Here is a 17,728-nt window from a genome sequence, read left to right as displayed (position 1 = left end):
ATATAAGATAGATTATGCGCAGTAACTGATAAGATAATTATGATATGGTATAACTGCGTAACAAGCCGCTCCAGCTTGTCCGCCTCCCTTTCCACGGGTTTTTCTATTAATCGGCTATTACAGATGTTTTAATACAGTGGTGATGACAGGGTGGTCTGCTGCCAAGCCTGTTATTTCTTCCAATGTTCGCTGATACCCTTTTTCTTTTATCATTTCCTGTAATGTCACCGCTTCTGGATCTTCCCTATTTTCATATTTAAGAGCAGCAGCTATCACCTTTGATAAATTTTCCGGAGCATGTTGGAATTGTTCCACATATTGTCGAGCAGGACCAATCAATCGATCATTTGCTCCCAGCTTTCGAATCGGACCTCTCCCCCCCACTCTCGTTACTTCATCTGATAAATAAGGATTGGTGAAGCGGCCAATAATTTTATTGCGATAATGATCATGCTCTGTTTTATCAAAATGATACAAGGTAATTAATACATCGCCTGTTTCCTTCAATGCACGATTAATAATAGTCTGCACTCTATCGTCCTGTACCGCTTCTTCAATTTTTTGATACCCATACATGTTACCGAGATAAGCTGCCGCAGCATGACCAGCATTTACCGTATAAAGTTTACGTTCAATATATGGCTTTAAATCTTCAACATAAGTCACCCCCCCGTTAATTTTAGGGACTTCGCCTTTGAATGCAGGTTTTTCAACTGCCCACTCATAATATGGCTCCACCGCCACAGTTAATAGCTGCTCATTAGTTTGATTTGGTACAATACGATCTACTGCAGAATTTGGAAAACCAGCGATCTCATCAATCAATACCCGCTTTTCCTCTGGCAATAACTCTAGTATTTTCTCTCTCAATAAGCTACTGCCACCGACCATGTTTTCACATGCAATAATATTAATTGGCTTTGTGGTAGTTTCTACTCTTTTTAATAACCCTTCGGCAATATTTTTCGCAATAATTGGTAAGACAGTCGGTCCAACTGCAGCTGTAACAATATCAGCACGCGCAATAGTATCCGCAACCTGCTGAGGTTCTTCGATACTATTAATACCTGAAATATTATCTACAACAATTTCTTCTTGATTTTGATCCGCCAGAATAACACGGTATTGCTTCTTTTCATTGATTTCATCGATAATTTCTTTATTCACATCAATAAAAGTAGTATGATATCCCGCATCACAAAGTAATGCTCCGATAAATCCTCGCCCAATATTACCTGCTCCAAAATGAACTGCTAACATTTAATTTACGCCTCCTAAAAGATTGATTATTTCATCCTTTGTTTCTGCCTGAATCAGCTTAGTAATATTCTCTTCTTCAGAACATACTATTGCGATTTTCGATAAGATTTCTAAGTGCTCATCACCTTTTCCAGCAATACCTATTAAAATCTTAACGGTGTTTCCATCAAAATCAACACCTTCCGGGACAATGACCACTGATATTCCAGTTTCTAATACAGCTTTCTTTGCATCCTCCGTACCATGGGGGGGAATTGCAACATTATTTCCAATATAAGTAGTGGTCACTTGTTCACGTTCTAACATCTTTTCTACATAAGTTGCTTCTACATAACCATGATCCCTCAGGATATTTCCAGTAAAACGGATTGCTTCTTCCTTATTGTTGGGGGGGTGTGCCCCTAATACAATAGTATCTTTTGTTAAAATTTCCTTCGTCATGATGATGCACTCCTTTAATTCTTAAGATCTATTTTTTCTGTAATAAACTCATTAAATTGATAAGCTAAGTATTCCCTGATTCTTTTTTCATTTGCAGATTGAAATACGGCTTTACTTTCTTCACTTTTTATTAATAACCCACTGATATAACTTAAAACCTCTAACCCTGTTTCATTATAATCAGCAGGGGGGGATAGCATTAGCAGTAGATTTTTCATGTAAACTGGATTTCCATCCATTCCTTCTATTAAAATTTCCTCTGCTAAAGGATGGATGGTAAAAGATAGCTTACACACCTCTTCACTTCTTGTATGCAATAATGCTAGTGAGGTACCCGGCAGACCAAGTCCTCCTATCTCTGAACGTTTAATTAAATTATTTACTACTTTTTCGCTATTTTTAAGAATGTTCTTATGCTTTAAATTATTGCAAATATCCTGCAATACATGTTGTAAAGCAGTCTGTTTGTTAAACCGATCTACATAAAAGTCTTCTAAAATTGGTAATATCTCATTTGTATATTGCTGCATCATTTGTAAGCGAAGCAGTGTGTTGAGTGGATACTCTCTTTTCGTATTTAGCTTATTGGAATGCCCTGAAGTGAGAATACTTTTTTTCATCTTGATTTTTCTAATCCTACTTTTAATCTGATGAATTTCACTCTTCGATAAAATTGGTGATGCCAAAATATAATCCCTTTCGATATGCTTGATCGGTATCGTCGAAACAATAAGATCATAATTATCTAAGTTTAATTTATCTAATTCAAACAAGGAATAGTTATCAACTGTTGCAATTTCTGCAATTTGCTGGTTAATTTTTGTTGCTAACATTTTAGATGTGCCGATTCCACTAGAGCAGATAACCAACGCTCTCAGTGATAATTTTTCCTCCATTTTCAATAAAGCAGATGCAAAATGTAAAACTAAATAAGCTGTTTCTTCCTTCGGGAAAATTAATTCTGGAAAAATATTTTTGACTGCTTCCTCTATGACCGAGAATATTTCTTGATAGTCGTCTTCTATTTCCTGCGCTAATGGGTTTTTTATATTCATTCCTTGTTTCAATCGATAAATAGCCGGTTTTAAATGGGCAACTAAATCATTTAGAATATGATCTTGTTCAAATAATTGCCTGTCGATTCTTTTACCAACATATTCAATAAGCTCTTTTGCCTTAAAGGCAATATCTAAAGAGGATTCTTCTAATAAATATTCATGATCATATCGTAATTTAGCTCCTAATAAATGCATGGTAATATACCCGATTTCATCATTAGGTATGCTAATTTGAAATACTTGTTCTAATTCGAGAATAATATCCTTTGCAATTCTATATTCCTCAGATATCGATAATTCATTTAAATAGTTTTTATCAAATTGAATGTTTTCCCCCCCTTTTTGCAGTCTTTCCATCGCTAACGCTAAATGTACGACTAAACCTACATAGGAGCTATCTGCCAATTCATAAGGTAATTTATTTCGAACGCGGTTAATCGTTTGTTCAATAATGGATAATTTAGTTCGATCCACTAACCCAAGTAGTCTGTTCGATATGGTATCTGTTTGTTCCTGAGACTGTTTTTCTATATTTTTGCGTAGAAGCGTGATGACATCTGACTCGTCAACATGTTTCGATATTAGATAACTGATGACGGAACGTTTATTTCCTTCCTCCCCCCCTTCTACCTTAACACCATAACCTCGCTTACGAATTAGTTTCAGTCCATATTTTTCAAGTATACCATCAAGCATATCTAAATCATTACTAACCGTGGCAACAGTGACTTGTAATTCAGTTGCTAAGGTGTAAAGCTTAATCGGTTCTTTTGTTTCAAGTAGTGTTGTTAGAATCATTGCTTGTCGTTCTTCTGGAGTGTAATCGGTATGCTCTAAATGAAAGGTCGCTAACTTCAGTCGGCTTTTATTATCTTCCTGACCGACAATCGATATACCCACCCCCCCGGATTTTTTACTGACTTCAAGTCCATACTGTTGTAAAATTTCTTCAGTATTTTTTAAGTCGCGATGAACTGTTCGTTCGCTAACATTAAGTTCTCCGGCTAGCTTGCGAATTGTAATTGGCTCTTGGTAAGATAACAATAGTTCTATCAGCTTTCGTTCTCTTCCTGATATATACAATTTATACACCCCCCCATTTCGAATTGGATGTTGCCATAATTGAATAACTATTTATCTTACACTTTTATTGTACCTAGTATCTATATCATTATTCAATCTTATCTTGATAGTAATTCGGCAGGAAAGTTGTTGACATAATTAAAATAACTGGATAAACCTACACATAAGACACAACCTGCGAATATCTCACATTCGCATTTTTTAATTCAAAAAGGTTTCCTTATTATCTAAGGAAACCTTTTTTACCTTTATTTACTTTTTAATTCTTCCACTAATTCTTCATATTTTGGACTATTCAGGAAGTTGTCAACAGAGATATGTTGCGCTGTTGGAACTTTAGCTTGGGCACGATCTGTTAAATCTTTATGGGTGATAATAATATCAGCATCATTTTCTAAATCATTAATTGCCTTATTGGTTACCTCGATGCCTTCAATACCCGCTTTTTTGAATTTATCCTTTAATAACGATGCACCCATTGCGCTCGAGCCCATACCTGCATCACATGCAAATACTACTTTATTCACATTACCAGCAACTTTCGTTGTCTCCTCCTTAGTTAAGGAATCAGACACAGAGCTTTTCTTCCCTTTTAACTCTTCCATTTGCATTGCCGCTGTAGAAAGATCACCAGTTTCCTCTTTCGTCGTTTTCAAAATAATTGATGCTATTACAAAGGAAACAGCAGTTGCAACAAAAATACCCAGTAATACAGCTAGATGATCTCCTCTTGGTGTCATTGCCATATAGGCAAAGATACTTCCTGGAGAAGGTGTTGCTGATAAACCTGCGTTAAAGATGGAGAATGTGAAAACTCCACTTATACCACCTGCTATTGCTGCTAAAATTAGTACTGGTTTCATTAGAATATAAGGGAAATAAATTTCATGAATACCACCTAAAAAGTGAATTACGGTTGCACCTGAGGCTGAACTTTTCGCCATCCCTTTTCCAAAGATCATAAATGCTAATAAGATACCTAAACCAGGTCCTGGGTTAGTTTCTAACATAAACAGAATCGATTTACCTGTTTCTGCAGCTTGCTCCACCCCAATAGCTCAGAATACCATGATTAATTGCATTATTTAAGAATAATACTTTGGCAGGTTCGATTAAAATATTGGCTAATGGTAGCAAACCAGCATTAATCATAAATTCTACGCCTGCTGCAAGAGCTTGATTTAATCCATAAACAACCGGTCCAATAATTTTAAGGGCAAACCCTGCTAAAATTGCGCCTAATATACCCGCTGAGAAGTTATTATATAACATTTCAAAGCCTGATCGAATTTTGTCTTGAAAGAGATCATCAATTTTCTTTATTAGGTAACCACCAAGTGGTCCCATTAACATTGCACCTAAAAACATTGGAATATCTGAACCAACAATCACACCCATTGTAGCTGTTGCACCAACAACTCCACCACGAAGGCCATAAACAATTCGCCCACCGGTAAAACCTATTAATAGCGGAAGTAAATAGGTAATCATTGGGCCAACTAATGCTGCTAAACTTTCATTAGGCCACCATCCCGTTGGTATAAATAGGGCCGTAATTAACCCCCCACGCAATAAACGCAGCGATATTCGGCATGATCATCCCGCTTAAATAACTACCAAACTTTTGAACTTTCGCTCGAAATCCTTTTTGTTCCATTTCTTTCCCCCCTGCCTTTCGCTATTTTTTAGTAAAGTAATAATTGCTTACTTTTAGAATATAGCGTTTACAGAGTAGATTCAATCTATTCTAAAAGTCCTTTTGGCAAGGGGGGGAATGTTGACATCACTTTAATACAGCATAAAAACAACTATTCTTCAGATTCCTGTTCCGCATTTTTCCATGCTTTGAATTTATCCAGATCACTTGAAACTTGCCTAATAGCAAAGCCTATCACTGCTGCATCATCAAAGAATCCTAATCCAACTAAAAAGTCAGGAACTAAATCAATTGGTGACACAAAGTAAAGAATTGTAGCAATGATCATGATAATAGAACCTTTGGGAATTTCCTTATACTCACCCTTTATCCATGCGCGAAAGACTTCCAATAATAATTGAAGTTTTTCCCATACTTCTGCTAATCTGCCTTTTTTATTGTTTGCTTTATCCACTGCTTCATTTAACAGATTTTCGGATTTTCTTCTATCTCGGAAGTATTCTTTTGCTTTTGATGTATATTTCTTGTATCCGTGCTCGTAGTTTTTGGCCTTAGACATATTCTCACGCCTCCTTTTTGAGTAGCATTCTTACTATTAATTTAGCACAGCATTGGTAGGAATGTATATAGTTGAATTGTTAAGCATATGAAAAAGGACTATCCCATAATACTGGACAGCCCTTTTTTCTAATATTATTTTTGTAACGGTTTCTTCCAAAAACCTATCATCAATGCTGAAATAATTGCACCAATTAATATGGCAACAATATACAGCAACCAGCTTCCTTCTACAGTAGGAATAACGAAAATTCCTCCATGTGGTGCTGGTAAACCGACACCAAACCATAATGATAATGCACCTGCAATAGCTGAACCAACAATAATCGAAGGAATAACACGTCCTGGATCTGCTGCTGCGAATGGAATGGCACCTTCTGTAATAAAGAAGGAACCTAGTGCATAATTCGTCTTACCTGCATCCTTTTCTTCTTTCGTAAACTTATTACGGAAAAGTGTCGTTGCTAACGCCAATGCTAACGGCGGTACCATTCCACCTGCCATAACCGCTGCATGTGGTCCTAAGTTCCCCGCTTCAATCATCGCAATACCAAATGTGAATGCTGTTTTATTGATCGGTCCGCCCATGTCAACTGCCATCATTCCACCTAGTATAAGTCCTAATAATAATACATTGGCACCAGTTAAGCCCCCCTAGCCAATTTTCCAAACCTGCCATGATGTTTGCCATCGGTTCAATAAGAACGTACATGATAAGACCAGTAACAAAAATATTTATAACCGGATAAAATAAAATCGTTTTAATACCATCAAAAGTTTGTGGCATACCTGCTAATAGCTTTTTAACACCTAGTGCTACATAACCACCTAAGAAACCTGCGATTAAACCACCAAGGAAACCTGCTCCACCTGTCGCTGCCATAAAACCACCAATCATTGCTGGAGCGAAACCAGGTCGATCAGCAATACTCATACCAATGAAACCGGCTAATACTGCTACCATCAGTCCAAAGGCATGATCACCACCAATATTCATTAAAGCAGCTGCAAATTGATTAAATTCAGAGCTCTCAGGGTCTGCTGAGTTAATTCCAAAGAAGAAGGAAATCGCAATTAACACTCCACCACCAACAACAAATGGCAGCATGTTCGAAACGCCGTTCATTAAGTGTTTATAAAAGCCTGTTCTTCCACCACTTGAACCAGAGCTCGCACTGCTTCCGTTGCTTTTGAAAATTGGCGCTTCGCCACTTAAAGCTGTGTTGATTAATTCATCTGGTTTTCGAATACCATCAGTGACTCCTCGACGCAATACTTGTTTCCCATCAAAACGATCCATTTCTACTTTCGTGTCAGATGCCACGATAATCGCCTTCGCATTAGCAATTTCGGAATCAGTTAATCTATTCTTTACACCACCAGATCCGTTTGTCTCTACCTTAATAGAAACACCCAACTCTTTTGCTTTATCTTTTAAAGCATCTGCTGCCATATATGTGTGAGCGATCCCTGTAGGACAGCCTGTTACTGCAAGAATTTCAGGACCTGAAGTTTGGTTAGATTGGTTGGAATTATCTGACTCTTCCTGGCCCAATTTTATTTTTTCTTTTTCATCTATAATTGTCAAAATTTCTGCTTCCGTACTTGCTTTCATTAATTGGTTGCGGAAATCCTCATCAATTAATAACGTTGATAATCGAGAAAGTGTTTGCAAATGATCATTATTTGCCCCTTCACTTGCCGCAATCATGAAAAACAAATGTGCTGGCTTACCATCTAATGAATCATAATCAATACCTGGTTTCGACCTTGCAAAGGCAATTGCAGGAGTGGCTACTGCGTTTGTTTTCGCATGGGGGGGAATTGCTACACTATCTCCTACTCCTGTACTGCTTTGATTCTCCCGATCCCAAATAGCCTTCACAAACTTTTGTTTATCCTGCAAATAATTTCTTTTTGCTAATTGATTGGCCATCTCTTCAATAATGTCATCTTTTGTCTGCGCTTCGACATCTAATAACATTATGTCCCTTTTTAAAAGTTCTGTAATTTTCATGGTTTTCATCCTCTCCTTCATTTTATGGAGCTGGAAAGATTCAGCACCTTAAAGTTTGGTTATTTTAACTTGGGAAAGTAATGCTTCTACTTCCTCTTTTGTACACAATGTCTTTGAAAATGCCGTGGCACTTCCTGCAGCAACGGCAAATCTTGCTGCTTCCTTTGCATCTTTAGTTGCTTGCCATTTGTATAGGAATCCAGCGACAGTTGAATCTCCTGCTCCTACAGAGTTGACCGCTTCGCCAGTGGGAGCACTTACTTTAAATATGCCACCTTTTCCTACATAAATCGCACCCTCTTTTGCCATTGAGACTAATACATGGTCAATTTCAAAGTCTTGATGAAGCGATTTGCCAAAGTAACTATGTCTTGTTCCGTTTCTATTTTCTCATTAAATAATTCAGCTAATTCATGATTATTTGGTTTCACAAAGGCCGGTTTAGCTTTAATCGCCTCTGAAAAAGGAATCCCGCTGCTATCCAGTATTGCTGTGACACCTTGTTGGCGAAGCGTTGCTACAATGTCGCGATAAGTATCAGTAGGTAAGGAATCAGGTAGACTTCCAGCCAATACCACGATATCTCCAGCTGTTAAATTTCTGATTTTAGAATTAAAAGTCTTATAGTCGCTTTCTTTAATTTCAGGGGACACACCATTCAATTCTGTTTCTTCTGATTCCGATTTCATCTTGACGTTTATACGAGTATCCTGTTGTAATGATACAAAGTCATGAGAAATGTTAAGACTTGTTAAATAGTCTGTAATGAATTCACCTGTGAAGCCTCCCACAAAACCCAATGCAGTGCTAATTGTCCCAAAGTGATTCAATACTCTTGAAACATTAATTCCTTTTCCGCCTGCTTCTTTATAATCAAATTTACTCCGGTTAATCTCTCCTACCTGGAATTGATCGACATTCACTACATAGTCAATGGCAGGATTTAATGTCACCGTATAAATCATAAAGCTATCACCTCAATATTTGTTAGTTTACTTAATTCCGTTACATGCTCTTCAGCTATTCCTACAGTAGTAATAATGTCCACATCGGACACTTCTGAAACGTTGGCGAAGGAAACTTCTCCAAACTTTGAAGGATCTGCTAACACATACGTTATTTGTGATTGCAACATGGCTGTACGCTTTACACTTGCCTCTTCTGGGTCAGGTGTAGTCAGGCCTAATTCTGCATGAATACCATTTATCCCCCCCAAAAAACATTTATCAAAGCGAAACTCCTTAATGGACTCCACTGCTTTTGTGCCGATTAGAGCTGCTGTTCCTCTTTTTACCTTACCGGCAATCACATATGTTTCGATATCATATTCAATTAATAATTGCACATGTGGAATACCATTGGTGACAACAACAACAGATTTATCTTTTAAAAATGGAATAATTTCCATTGTGGATGAACCGGCATCTAAATAAAGGGAATCTCCTTCTTCGATAAACGAAGCAGCCTTTTCTGCGATTTTGTTCTTTTCTCGTTGATTCTTAGTTGTCTTCTCGATCAGTGTTGGCTCTTCCCGCTTCTTTTTCAAAAGCGAGGCTCCCCCCCCATGAACTCGTTTAATGATTTGCTTGTTCTCAAGATCTGTTAAGTCTCTGCGAATAGTAGATTCTGACGCTTTTGTCTCTTCGCATATACGCTTTACAGTTACAACATCCTTCTCTTTTAATAAGGATAAGATCAAATCTCGCCGTTCCATCGTTATCATCAAAATCATTCCTCAACGGTATTTTTTCATTATTAATCGCTTACAAGCATTATATAACCATTTTCAGTCAAAGTCAATCATATTCAGTCAATAATGACCAAAAGTGCTTGTTTAATATATGATATGATAAAGTGAGACCTTTCAGTAAGTTACTGTCCGTAATAAAGTGTCACTTTCAAAAGAATTTAACAGGTGAAAGAAGGAGACTAGATTAAACACATTTATATATTTTTTACCTTCGTATTTTTATTACACATCTTCTCTGTATTTTTTCCAAATACCTTTCTTTCATACTTACTAGGGATCTTTTCATTAATTATGCTTGGTGTAAGCTTTCAAAGTGCATCTCGGTTATTTAAAATACTGGGATCGGGTTTCTTACTAGTTGGAGTTTTTTTATATATCACAACAGATTTTGGACTCTCTGAATCCCTGCCAATTTTAGCTGATAATTTGTCATTATTAGCTTTACTTGCGGTTTTACCTTGGATGAATAGCGTAGTAGCTGCAGGTCGTTTTGATAAACTTATGCAACATTTACTGAAAGGCAATGTAAAGGATTTAGGACAGTTATATCAACGGAGTACAACTGCTATGATGTCTCTGACTGCTTTTTTGAATGTCTCTTCAGCCACAATCGACCAGGATGTTCTGGTTGATAACCTTAAACCTTTCAGAAAAAACTTGCTAACAAATTTATTATGATGACAACGTTAAGGGGGTTATTCATTGGCCTTACCACGGAGTCCTTTAGAAGTGCTATTAGCAATGGGTATTGTTATCACAGGTGTTAACTATGGCGAGCTTTTACCATGGATGATATTGATCACCATTATCATGTATCTCATTGATAACATATGGGGAAGGCTTTACTTCAAAAAGTTCACATATCCGTCACAACAAAGCCAAGAAAGGAATAGACAAAACAGTCAAAAACGATCAAAACTTCTTCATTTAGTATTAGCTCTAACTACTTTTTTATTATTGGTTATAATTTTTGGTAATATATTTGATTTAGATTTTATTCTGATCGTGACTTTAATTGTTTTTCCGTTTGCCTGTATATGGGCTTTAGTAATGAGAAGGTGGAAAAGCTTTTGGATTATTGGATGGAATCGCTGGCGTAACAGCGTAAATAATATGCATAATTTTATCGTATTATTTATCACCCTTGCGCTTTTCACAAATTCATTGAATGCTTCACTAGCATTAAGCATTATAGAGGAACCGATTCATTATGTATCCGATTATCCGCTTCTGATTCTAATAATGATTCAATCGATGTTTGTGATCTTAAGTATGTTTGGTGTCCATCCAATTGCAACAGCAGGGATATTAAGTGGGATTAGTTCGATGTTGATGGAGGTACTCAGTCCGATGAGCCTTGCAATAAGTATCATTATTGGAGGGGTTTCTACCGTTCCAATTGGCACGTATGGACTTGTTGTCACGATTACATCAATGAGCTTGAAACAAAGTCCTTATTATATAACTTATTATAATTTAATCTACTCGTTTATTTTTAGCTGGATAGGCATCATAATTGCCTATTTATTAATATAAAAGAGTTTGATATCGTTAAACGATATCAAACTCTTTAAATTTTTTACTGAATTACTTCTGCTGCCTGATCTAATGCTTCTTGTGGTGTCTGTGATTGTTGGCGTAATACGCTGTTATAAGTGTTTGTTAAAAGCTCATTTTGCATATCTGGATTTTTCTCTGTGATATTAATAGAATCAATTTCATCACGAACTTCTATCAAAGTATCGAATATATCTTCGCCAAAATATTGGTAAAATTTATTATCCTCACGTATCGCTTCACTTTCCCATACAGTCCACATCGGTGGATCAAAACCTAATATCTTCCATATAGCTATATTACCTTCTTCTGATAGCTTAGCGAAAGCTAAGAAATCCTTTGCTAATTCTTCGTGTTCTGTTTGATTTGTTACTACAGTACCTGTCCCGCCTGCACCAGCTGATCGGTTGCCATCTTCTGACCATTTAGGCATAGGACGAATTTCTATTTTACCTTTTAAATCTTCCATATAATCGGTGAAACGGCCCATATACCACATTGGCATCATAAGAGCTGCTTGCCCACCATCATTCATAAAGCCATAAAATTCTTCTGAATGAAAGTCACCACCTGGTGTAATATCAGCTATTTCCTGTTCATAGATCATATCATGCATAAATTGTAATGTCTGAACATTCGTTTCGTTATTAACAATTATCTCTCCATTTTCATCAAAATAGTCTGAACCTTGTTGCTTGATCATAGGCCAGAATGACCATATATCTGTTGTTTCAAATGTCGTCATTATAGCATCAGTATTCGCTACTACTTTTTCACCAGCCGCTATGAAATCGTCCCATGTAGCAATCGAATCAATATCTACTCCCGCTTTATCCATAATTTCTGTGTTGTAATATGCTACAGTTGCGCCTACATGGAATGGAATGCCATAATAATTCCCGTCTTTTGAATAAATATCAAATCGTGATTCGATAAAGTCATCCAATACCGGTTCAACATAATCATTCATTGGTAACAGTTGTGGTTCCCCCCTGCAGATAGTTTGGGAAACGGTTTAATTCAATATCTACTATATCAGGTGCTCCTTCACCTGACTGTAATGCTAACAAAAGATTATTATGCATATTATCATATGGATAGACTTCTGCGTTTAAGGAAATCGCTCGATCTGGATTCTCTTTATTCCAACGCTCTACTGCATCACGGAAAAATTCTAAATGAAGTTCTTGAAAAGTCCAAAATGATAATTCAGTAGCATTTTCAACATCTCCACCTATTACTTCTGAAGTCTCCGCATCTGAACTCGTTTCTGTTTCACCCGCATCTCCATTATCACTAGTGTTGTCTTCTGCACTATCATTACCACATGCCACCATTACTGTTAACATGATCCCTAAGATAAGCAACAACCAAAACTTTTTTACCATTATCTACACCCCCCCTTTTTATGATCGCGCTCTCATTTTTTTATAGAAAGCTAAACATTCTTTGAATGTCTGCTTAACTACCGATATAATTTTTACATTTCCTTATACCTAATTCTTTTTAAAAATAGATTTTCACTCAACGAAACATATAATTGAATCAATATTAATCTAAACTACTTACTAGTTCCCTTATTCATTCAATTCATTAAAAAGTTTTATCAAAATTCAGTCATTTAAAATTCATCTGATGAATTATATTATTTATTGAAATCATATGATAAATATCATAAAATGTAAATAGAAAATTCAAAACTTTCTTAAATTTATTTATTAGAAGGACGTCCTCTTATGAAAAAAAAGAAATTAATTTATGAAATTGTCTACGAAGAAATCGCTAAAAATATTCGCGAAGGAAAATGGAAAGCAGGAGAAAAAATCCCAACTGTTCAAGCTTTATCAGAACAATTAAATGTAAGTGTTTCTTCTGTTAGAGAAGCAATAAAAATTTTAAATCAACAAAGGATCTTACGGGTTGAGCAGGGACGTGGTACATTTGTTGAAACACAGCTACGCGATAACCCAAGTCAAACATTCAATTTTTTAGAAAACTCAACCATTGACCAACTTACAGAAGCGCGCCTTGTCATTGAGCCGGAATTAGCTGCTATTGTTGCTGAAAGAGGAGGTAAAGAAGAGAAGAAAAAAATATTAGCAAATGCTAGGACAATGCAAAAGAAGGTACTTGCAAATGAGGATTTTTTTAATGAAGATATTGAATTTCACTTTTTAATCGCTCAATCCACTAAAAATGATGTGTTATTAAAGATGATGACAATTATTAGTGACCTTCTCTTTGATAGTAGAAGACTATCTATGAAAATAAAATCTCAAAATGAAAAAGCAGCTAATTATCATATGCTGATTGCACATGCTATTAATGAAAACAACCCATCTCAAGCAAGAAATATAATGAAATCTCATATTCTCGACTTACTAGATGACTTAAAGAAAGAGTATAATACATAAGAGAAAAGGGGGGGACAGGCTCATTAATGTGACGCAGAGCCTGTCCCCTTGTCCTGTTGGAGGGAATGCTGTAAATAGGTATAAAATTTCTCCATTAATGGAGTGAATAATTGGTTTTTTCGGTGGATTAAATAAATATAGCGTTGATTTTGGTAATTAGGTAAAGTCCTGACTAATAATTTACCTTCTCTCTTTTCTCTTTCAACCGTTAGTTTCGGAACGATCGAAAGACCAATATCAGAGGCTATTGCTTCTTTTATCGTTTGAATGGAACCCATTTCCATCATTACCTTTAACTTTAATTTATTTTCTTGTTGCCATTGCTCTGTTAGTAATCTACTGACAGCTTTTTTTTCGTGAAGTATAAAGGAATAGAAAGACAGATCATGTAATTGAATGCTTTGCTTTTCTGCTAAAGGGTGGTTAGGGTGCATAATCAAGACTAATTCATCCTCCATTACCGGAATAATGTTTAACTCTGGATCATTCAATGGTCCATACGCCATAACCCCAATATCTAACTGATAGTTTTTGACCCTATCTAATATAGAAGGTGCTTTTTTGACCATTAGCGACACGTATACTTCCTTGTTTTTCTTTTGAAAGTTAGCTAAATGACTCGGTAAAATATAGGAAGCAGGTGTGTAACTGGCCCCCAAAAATACCTTTCCTCTCTTTAAAGACTGATACTCTTTCATCAACATTTCTGCTTCATGACTGAGCTGTATAATTTGATTAGCATAATGATAAAAGGCTGTTCCCGCATCTGTAAGAACCCATTGTTGTGATCGTGTTTTTGAAAACAATTGCACTCCTATGTTCTGTTGTAATTTATTCAAGTGGAACGTAACGGTTGGTTGTTTGAGCTCCAAATATTCTGCTACTTCCGTTAATTTTCCGTATTGGGCTGTTAATACAAAAATTTTTAACTGTTGATGATTCATGATTATCCCTCCTTTTTAAAATAGCATAAGCGAATATAGATAAAATCTATATAGTTATTAAATAAATTTAGTAATTTTTTACGGTTACTTTACATCTCCTTAATACCCCTTCAATCAGTACTTGATATGCTATGAAGGAATTACTAATTGAAGGAGGATGAAAGATGAAAAAACTATGTGGTATCTCATTCGTTTTTAGTTTACTTTTTGCTGTGGGGTGTTCTCAGGATGAAACAAACGCCAAAGGGGGGGATAATCAATCCGAACCTCTCGTTGTTTATCTAAATGATTTTGACGAGATAATCGAACCATTATTTGAAGAGGCGACGGGATATGATGTGGAATTAGTTAGTGGCAATGGCGCTGAGGTCCAATCGAGAATTGAAGCAGAGAAGGGTAATCCTAATTGGGATGTAGTCTGGATGGATGGACAAGCTGCTTTTGCAAGATGGGATGAAGAAGAGGTGTTATTAAAAGACTTAGACTTAAAGAACATCGACTCGTTAAATGAATTAGGAACATCTTTACTACCAGAATCTAATAGTTATGTAGCAACAGGAGCTCATGCCTCTAGTGTCATAGTTTACAATACTAACGAAATTTCAGAAGCGGAAGCTCCAAAAGAGTGGAGCGATTTAGCAAGTCCAAACCTTAAAGATTCTGTAGGAATGGCAGATCCTGCAGTCGCAGCCCCCCCTGCTTATCCATTTGTTACTTGGTTTTTCCAAAATCTTGGTATGGACAATGGCAAACAATTCTTTACTAATATCTTCGAAAATGGAGCAAAAGTATATCCTAAAAATCCTAATATCGTAGAAGCTCTTTTAAACGGAGATATTAAAGCTGCTGCCTTGCAGGAATCTAACGCTTACACGATGAAGGCGAATGGAGAGCCGATTGAAATCATTTGGCCAGAGGAAGGGGCACCTGCTTCCGTTCGTTATGTCGGAATTAACAAACAATCAGAAAATAAGGAAGCTGCTGAAGCATTTGTCAATTTCTTACTTGAAAAGGAAACACAAGATGAATTAGTAGCTGCTGGATCAGAAGGTTATTTTAGTCCAACCGTTTCTGACGTAGCTGATTTAGATGAAAGACCAGAAGATCCAAAACTAGTAATTGCAGAGGGAGATTGGTCAGCAGAGCACGAAGCAGAAATTAAGGAATGGTTTGCTGATCAATCGGTGGAATAATGAACATAATTGGATTAGCTCGGCTTCACCAAAAGTGATGGATTGGCCGAGCTAAACATGAAAGGAAGGAAATTTAGTGATAAAACGTTTCTATCAAACAAACTTCTCCTCTGCTAGTATGATCGGATGGATCGTAACTTTTATTCTATTTATTTTAATTTTATTACCGTTACTGGCTGTTTTGCTACAAATCATTTTCCCGGGACTTTTTTTTCGGTAATAATGCGTTTGCTGGCTGGGGGGGTCTGCTCCTTCAAATATTTGAACGTAAACTATGGTCTGTTTCACTGATGAATTCGCTCTTACTTGCATCAGGAACAGCAATTCTAGGAACAGCCTTAGGTGGGGGGGCACTTGCAATAATTCGGTCAACACGATCATTTAAAACTGCCGTCGCACTAGATTTTACAGCATGGACTCTTTTGATTTTACCGTCCTTCATTTTAGCTCAAGGATGGATTTTATTCTCAAGTGGTAAAGGGATTGCCAATCAATTATTTGGCATTACGTGGGTGACGGACTTTATTTTTCAGCCTTTCGGATTGATTATGATTATGACACTATGTAAATTTTCTTACACATATTTAGCGGTAAATGCTGCTTTGGAATGGAACGTTAAGCGATATGGAGAGGCTGCAAGGCTATGTGGTGCCACTAATTGGACTTCCTTTTGGACGATTCATGCCCCCCCTTTACTGTTGCCAGCCTTTTTATCTGGTGGAGCATTAATTTTTATGGATACCATTGGTGATTTCGGTTTGCCTGCTTCACTAGCTGCTGTTTACAATTTTCCAACACTTCCGTATTCCATTTATACTGCGCTATATACAGCGCCTATTCGATTTGATATGGCTGGAGTATTGTCTTTGTATCTGGTAGGTATCATTATTATCGCTATGGGAATACAACTATGGATTCTGAAGAAAGGGAAATTCAATTTTCTGAATGAACGTGCTGAGCGAACGATTGCAAAAAAAAGTAGATTTTCTTGGATTTTTACTGCTATAAATATAATTTTTTTAGCAGTAGCTTTAGGAATTCCTGTTGGAAGTAACTTAATCGTTTCATTTATGAAGACAATGGGAAATGGGATTTCATTTGGCAATTTTACATTGGCTAACTATCAAGAATTATTTCAACTAAATTCAACAATGCTTGAAGGATTCCTGCATTCTCTCCAAATAGCTTTAGTAGCTGGCATTTTTGGTTTAATCATTGGCTTTTTAATTGGCTATGTGCTTATATATACAGATTTCCGATTAAGTCCTTTAGTCGATTCTTTATCAATAATTTCCTTGGCTGTTCCAGGTGTGGTACTTGGAATTGGTTATATTTTCGTCTGGAATCAACCGTGGCTACAATTTTTTAATCTGCAATTATATGGAACACCTTGGATTCTCTTATTAGCAAGCATTGCTAGCGCGATACCGATCGTTACACGGCTAATGATTAGTGCGATGATAAAAATTCCTAGTAGTTTATTGTCTTCAGCAGCATTGCAAGGTGCGAGTCTTAGTAAAAGAATGATTACTATATTAGCACCTTTAATGAAAGCATCATTAATAACGGCGGGTCTAACAGCATTTGGGACAAGCATATTTGATTTAGCCATCTCCACTATCTTATACCCACCCAATTTTATTACTTTACCGGTAGCCATTAATCGTGCATTTGATGATTTGAATTATGGCTATGCTACAGCTGCAACGATAATGAGTGGCACATTCATTGTATTATTCATGATGATGATCCGGTGCAGTATCGAAAAAATGCTGAATGTACGATTCTTGAAACAG

The 17,728-nt window shown here is 36.5% G+C and carries 15 protein-coding genes and 3 pseudogenes; 5 read left to right on the top strand and 13 right to left on the bottom strand.

The window, feature by feature from the left end; translation table 11 throughout:
* Positions 1 to 117: 117 nt before the first annotated feature.
* From JCM21714_RS03975 to JCM21714_RS03940, 8 genes and pseudogenes are all read right to left on the bottom strand, one after another.
* Complete coding sequence (locus JCM21714_RS03975) at positions 118 to 1,260, bottom strand: mannitol-1-phosphate 5-dehydrogenase (protein WP_035722026.1); 1,143 nt, start codon at positions 1,258 to 1,260, stop codon at positions 118 to 120.
* Positions 1,261 to 1,701: a PTS mannitol transporter subunit IIA gene (locus JCM21714_RS03970; protein WP_035722024.1), complete on the bottom strand. Its 441-nt coding sequence runs from the start codon at positions 1,699 to 1,701 to the stop codon at positions 1,261 to 1,263.
* 14 nt (positions 1,702 to 1,715) lie between these two features.
* Entirely contained in the window at positions 1,716 to 3,842 is a 2,127-nt protein-coding gene (locus JCM21714_RS03965) for a BglG family transcription antiterminator (RefSeq protein WP_035722023.1), read from the bottom strand.
* Between the two features lie 248 nt (positions 3,843 to 4,090).
* A pseudogene (locus JCM21714_RS03960) lies at positions 4,091 to 5,499 on the bottom strand (PTS mannitol transporter subunit IIBC).
* A 151-nt stretch (positions 5,500 to 5,650) separates the two neighbouring features.
* Positions 5,651 to 6,058 carry a YkvA family protein gene (locus JCM21714_RS03955; RefSeq protein ID WP_035722021.1) on the bottom strand — a complete coding sequence of 136 codons (408 nt, stop codon included), beginning with the start codon at positions 6,056 to 6,058 and terminating at the stop codon, positions 5,651 to 5,653.
* Positions 6,059 to 6,192: 134 nt separating this feature from the next.
* A pseudogene (locus tag JCM21714_RS03950) lies at positions 6,193 to 8,074 on the bottom strand (PTS fructose transporter subunit IIABC).
* 48 nt (positions 8,075 to 8,122) lie between these two features.
* Positions 8,123 to 9,039 (bottom strand): annotated as a pseudogene (gene pfkB / locus JCM21714_RS03945) (1-phosphofructokinase).
* Positions 9,036 to 9,797, bottom strand: a complete 762-nt coding sequence (locus tag JCM21714_RS03940) for a DeoR/GlpR family DNA-binding transcription regulator (RefSeq protein ID WP_035722019.1) — start codon at positions 9,795 to 9,797, stop codon at positions 9,036 to 9,038. The pseudogene pfkB and the gene JCM21714_RS03940 overlap by 4 nt, the downstream one beginning before the upstream one ends.
* Positions 9,798 to 10,115: 318 nt before the next feature.
* On the opposite strand from JCM21714_RS03940, the gene JCM21714_RS20865 reads away from it, so the two are divergent.
* Complete coding sequence (locus JCM21714_RS20865; protein ID WP_235182596.1) at positions 10,116 to 10,502, top strand: hypothetical protein; 387 nt, start codon at positions 10,116 to 10,118, stop codon at positions 10,500 to 10,502.
* A 24-nt stretch (positions 10,503 to 10,526) separates the two neighbouring features.
* On the top strand, positions 10,527 to 11,360 hold the full coding sequence (locus JCM21714_RS20860; RefSeq protein WP_235182595.1) for a hypothetical protein: 834 nt from the start codon (positions 10,527 to 10,529) through the stop codon (positions 11,358 to 11,360).
* 43 nt (positions 11,361 to 11,403) lie between these two features.
* Here JCM21714_RS20860 and JCM21714_RS03930 read toward each other — a convergent pair whose 3' ends face one another.
* From JCM21714_RS03930 to JCM21714_RS24975, 3 genes are all read right to left on the bottom strand, one after another.
* Positions 11,404 to 12,351, bottom strand: a complete 948-nt coding sequence (locus JCM21714_RS03930; protein WP_369403447.1) for an extracellular solute-binding protein — start codon at positions 12,349 to 12,351, stop codon at positions 11,404 to 11,406.
* Positions 12,344 to 12,769 carry a type 2 periplasmic-binding domain-containing protein gene (locus tag JCM21714_RS23670; RefSeq protein WP_369403446.1) on the bottom strand — a complete coding sequence of 142 codons (426 nt, stop codon included), beginning with the start codon at positions 12,767 to 12,769 and terminating at the stop codon, positions 12,344 to 12,346. The genes JCM21714_RS03930 and JCM21714_RS23670 overlap by 8 nt, the downstream gene beginning before the upstream one ends.
* A gap of 229 nt (positions 12,770 to 12,998) precedes the next feature.
* Positions 12,999 to 13,079: a hypothetical protein gene (locus tag JCM21714_RS24975; RefSeq protein WP_464382146.1), complete on the bottom strand. Its 81-nt coding sequence runs from the start codon at positions 13,077 to 13,079 to the stop codon at positions 12,999 to 13,001.
* A 38-nt stretch (positions 13,080 to 13,117) separates the two neighbouring features.
* On the opposite strand from JCM21714_RS24975, the gene JCM21714_RS03925 reads away from it, so the two are divergent.
* Positions 13,118 to 13,795, top strand: coding sequence for a FadR/GntR family transcriptional regulator (locus JCM21714_RS03925; protein WP_035722016.1), 678 nt, complete (start codon positions 13,118 to 13,120; stop codon positions 13,793 to 13,795).
* Between the two features lie 23 nt (positions 13,796 to 13,818).
* Here the strand turns inward: JCM21714_RS03925 and JCM21714_RS03920 are convergent, their stop codons facing one another.
* A complete protein-coding gene (locus tag JCM21714_RS03920; RefSeq protein ID WP_035722015.1) occupies positions 13,819 to 14,739 on the bottom strand; it encodes a LysR substrate-binding domain-containing protein in 921 nt (306 codons plus the stop codon).
* A gap of 164 nt (positions 14,740 to 14,903) precedes the next feature.
* Between JCM21714_RS03920 and JCM21714_RS03915 the strand changes: the two genes are divergently transcribed.
* Positions 14,904 to 15,932 (top strand): extracellular solute-binding protein, encoded by a 1,029-nt coding sequence (locus JCM21714_RS03915; RefSeq protein ID WP_035722014.1) that lies wholly within the window; start codon positions 14,904 to 14,906, stop codon positions 15,930 to 15,932.
* A 93-nt stretch (positions 15,933 to 16,025) separates the two neighbouring features.
* Here the strand turns inward: JCM21714_RS03915 and JCM21714_RS20855 are convergent, their stop codons facing one another.
* Positions 16,026 to 16,220, bottom strand: a complete 195-nt coding sequence (locus tag JCM21714_RS20855; protein ID WP_235182594.1) for a hypothetical protein — start codon at positions 16,218 to 16,220, stop codon at positions 16,026 to 16,028.
* 2 nt (positions 16,221 to 16,222) lie between these two features.
* Here JCM21714_RS20855 and JCM21714_RS03910 point away from each other — a divergent pair.
* The coding region (locus JCM21714_RS03910; protein WP_235182593.1) for an ABC transporter permease at positions 16,223 to 17,728 on the top strand (1,506 nt) is incomplete at its 3' end.

The sequence above is a fragment of the Gracilibacillus boraciitolerans JCM 21714 genome, from assembly GCF_000521485.1.
Taxonomy (GTDB): Bacteria; Bacillota; Bacilli; order Bacillales; family Amphibacillaceae; genus Gracilibacillus; species Gracilibacillus boraciitolerans.
Note: the sequence above shows the minus strand (reverse complement) of the source record. Positions and strands in the feature narration are given on the sequence as shown.

Bases quoted from the DNA above. Each gene is read 5' to 3' on its own strand.
- JCM21714_RS03975 (WP_035722026.1), bottom strand. From the start codon at position 1,260: ATGTTAGCAGTTCATTTTGGAGCAGGTAATATTGGGCGAGGATTTATC.
- JCM21714_RS03970 (WP_035722024.1), bottom strand. From the start codon at position 1,701: ATGACGAAGGAAATTTTAACAAAAGATACTATTGTATTAGGGGCACAC.
- JCM21714_RS03955 (WP_035722021.1), bottom strand. From the start codon at position 6,058: ATGTCTAAGGCCAAAAACTACGAGCACGGATACAAGAAATATACATCA.
- JCM21714_RS03940 (WP_035722019.1), bottom strand. From the start codon at position 9,797: ATGATAACGATGGAACGGCGAGATTTGATCTTATCCTTATTAAAAGAG.
- JCM21714_RS20865 (WP_235182596.1), top strand. From the start codon at position 10,116: ATGCTTGGTGTAAGCTTTCAAAGTGCATCTCGGTTATTTAAAATACTG.
- JCM21714_RS03930 (WP_369403447.1), bottom strand. From the start codon at position 12,351: ATGAATGATTATGTTGAACCGGTATTGGATGACTTTATCGAATCACGA.
- JCM21714_RS23670 (WP_369403446.1), bottom strand. From the start codon at position 12,769: ATGGTAAAAAAGTTTTGGTTGTTGCTTATCTTAGGGATCATGTTAACA.
- JCM21714_RS03925 (WP_035722016.1), top strand. From the start codon at position 13,118: ATGAAAAAAAAGAAATTAATTTATGAAATTGTCTACGAAGAAATCGCT.
- JCM21714_RS03920 (WP_035722015.1), bottom strand. From the start codon at position 14,739: ATGAATCATCAACAGTTAAAAATTTTTGTATTAACAGCCCAATACGGA.
- JCM21714_RS03915 (WP_035722014.1), top strand. From the start codon at position 14,904: ATGAAAAAACTATGTGGTATCTCATTCGTTTTTAGTTTACTTTTTGCT.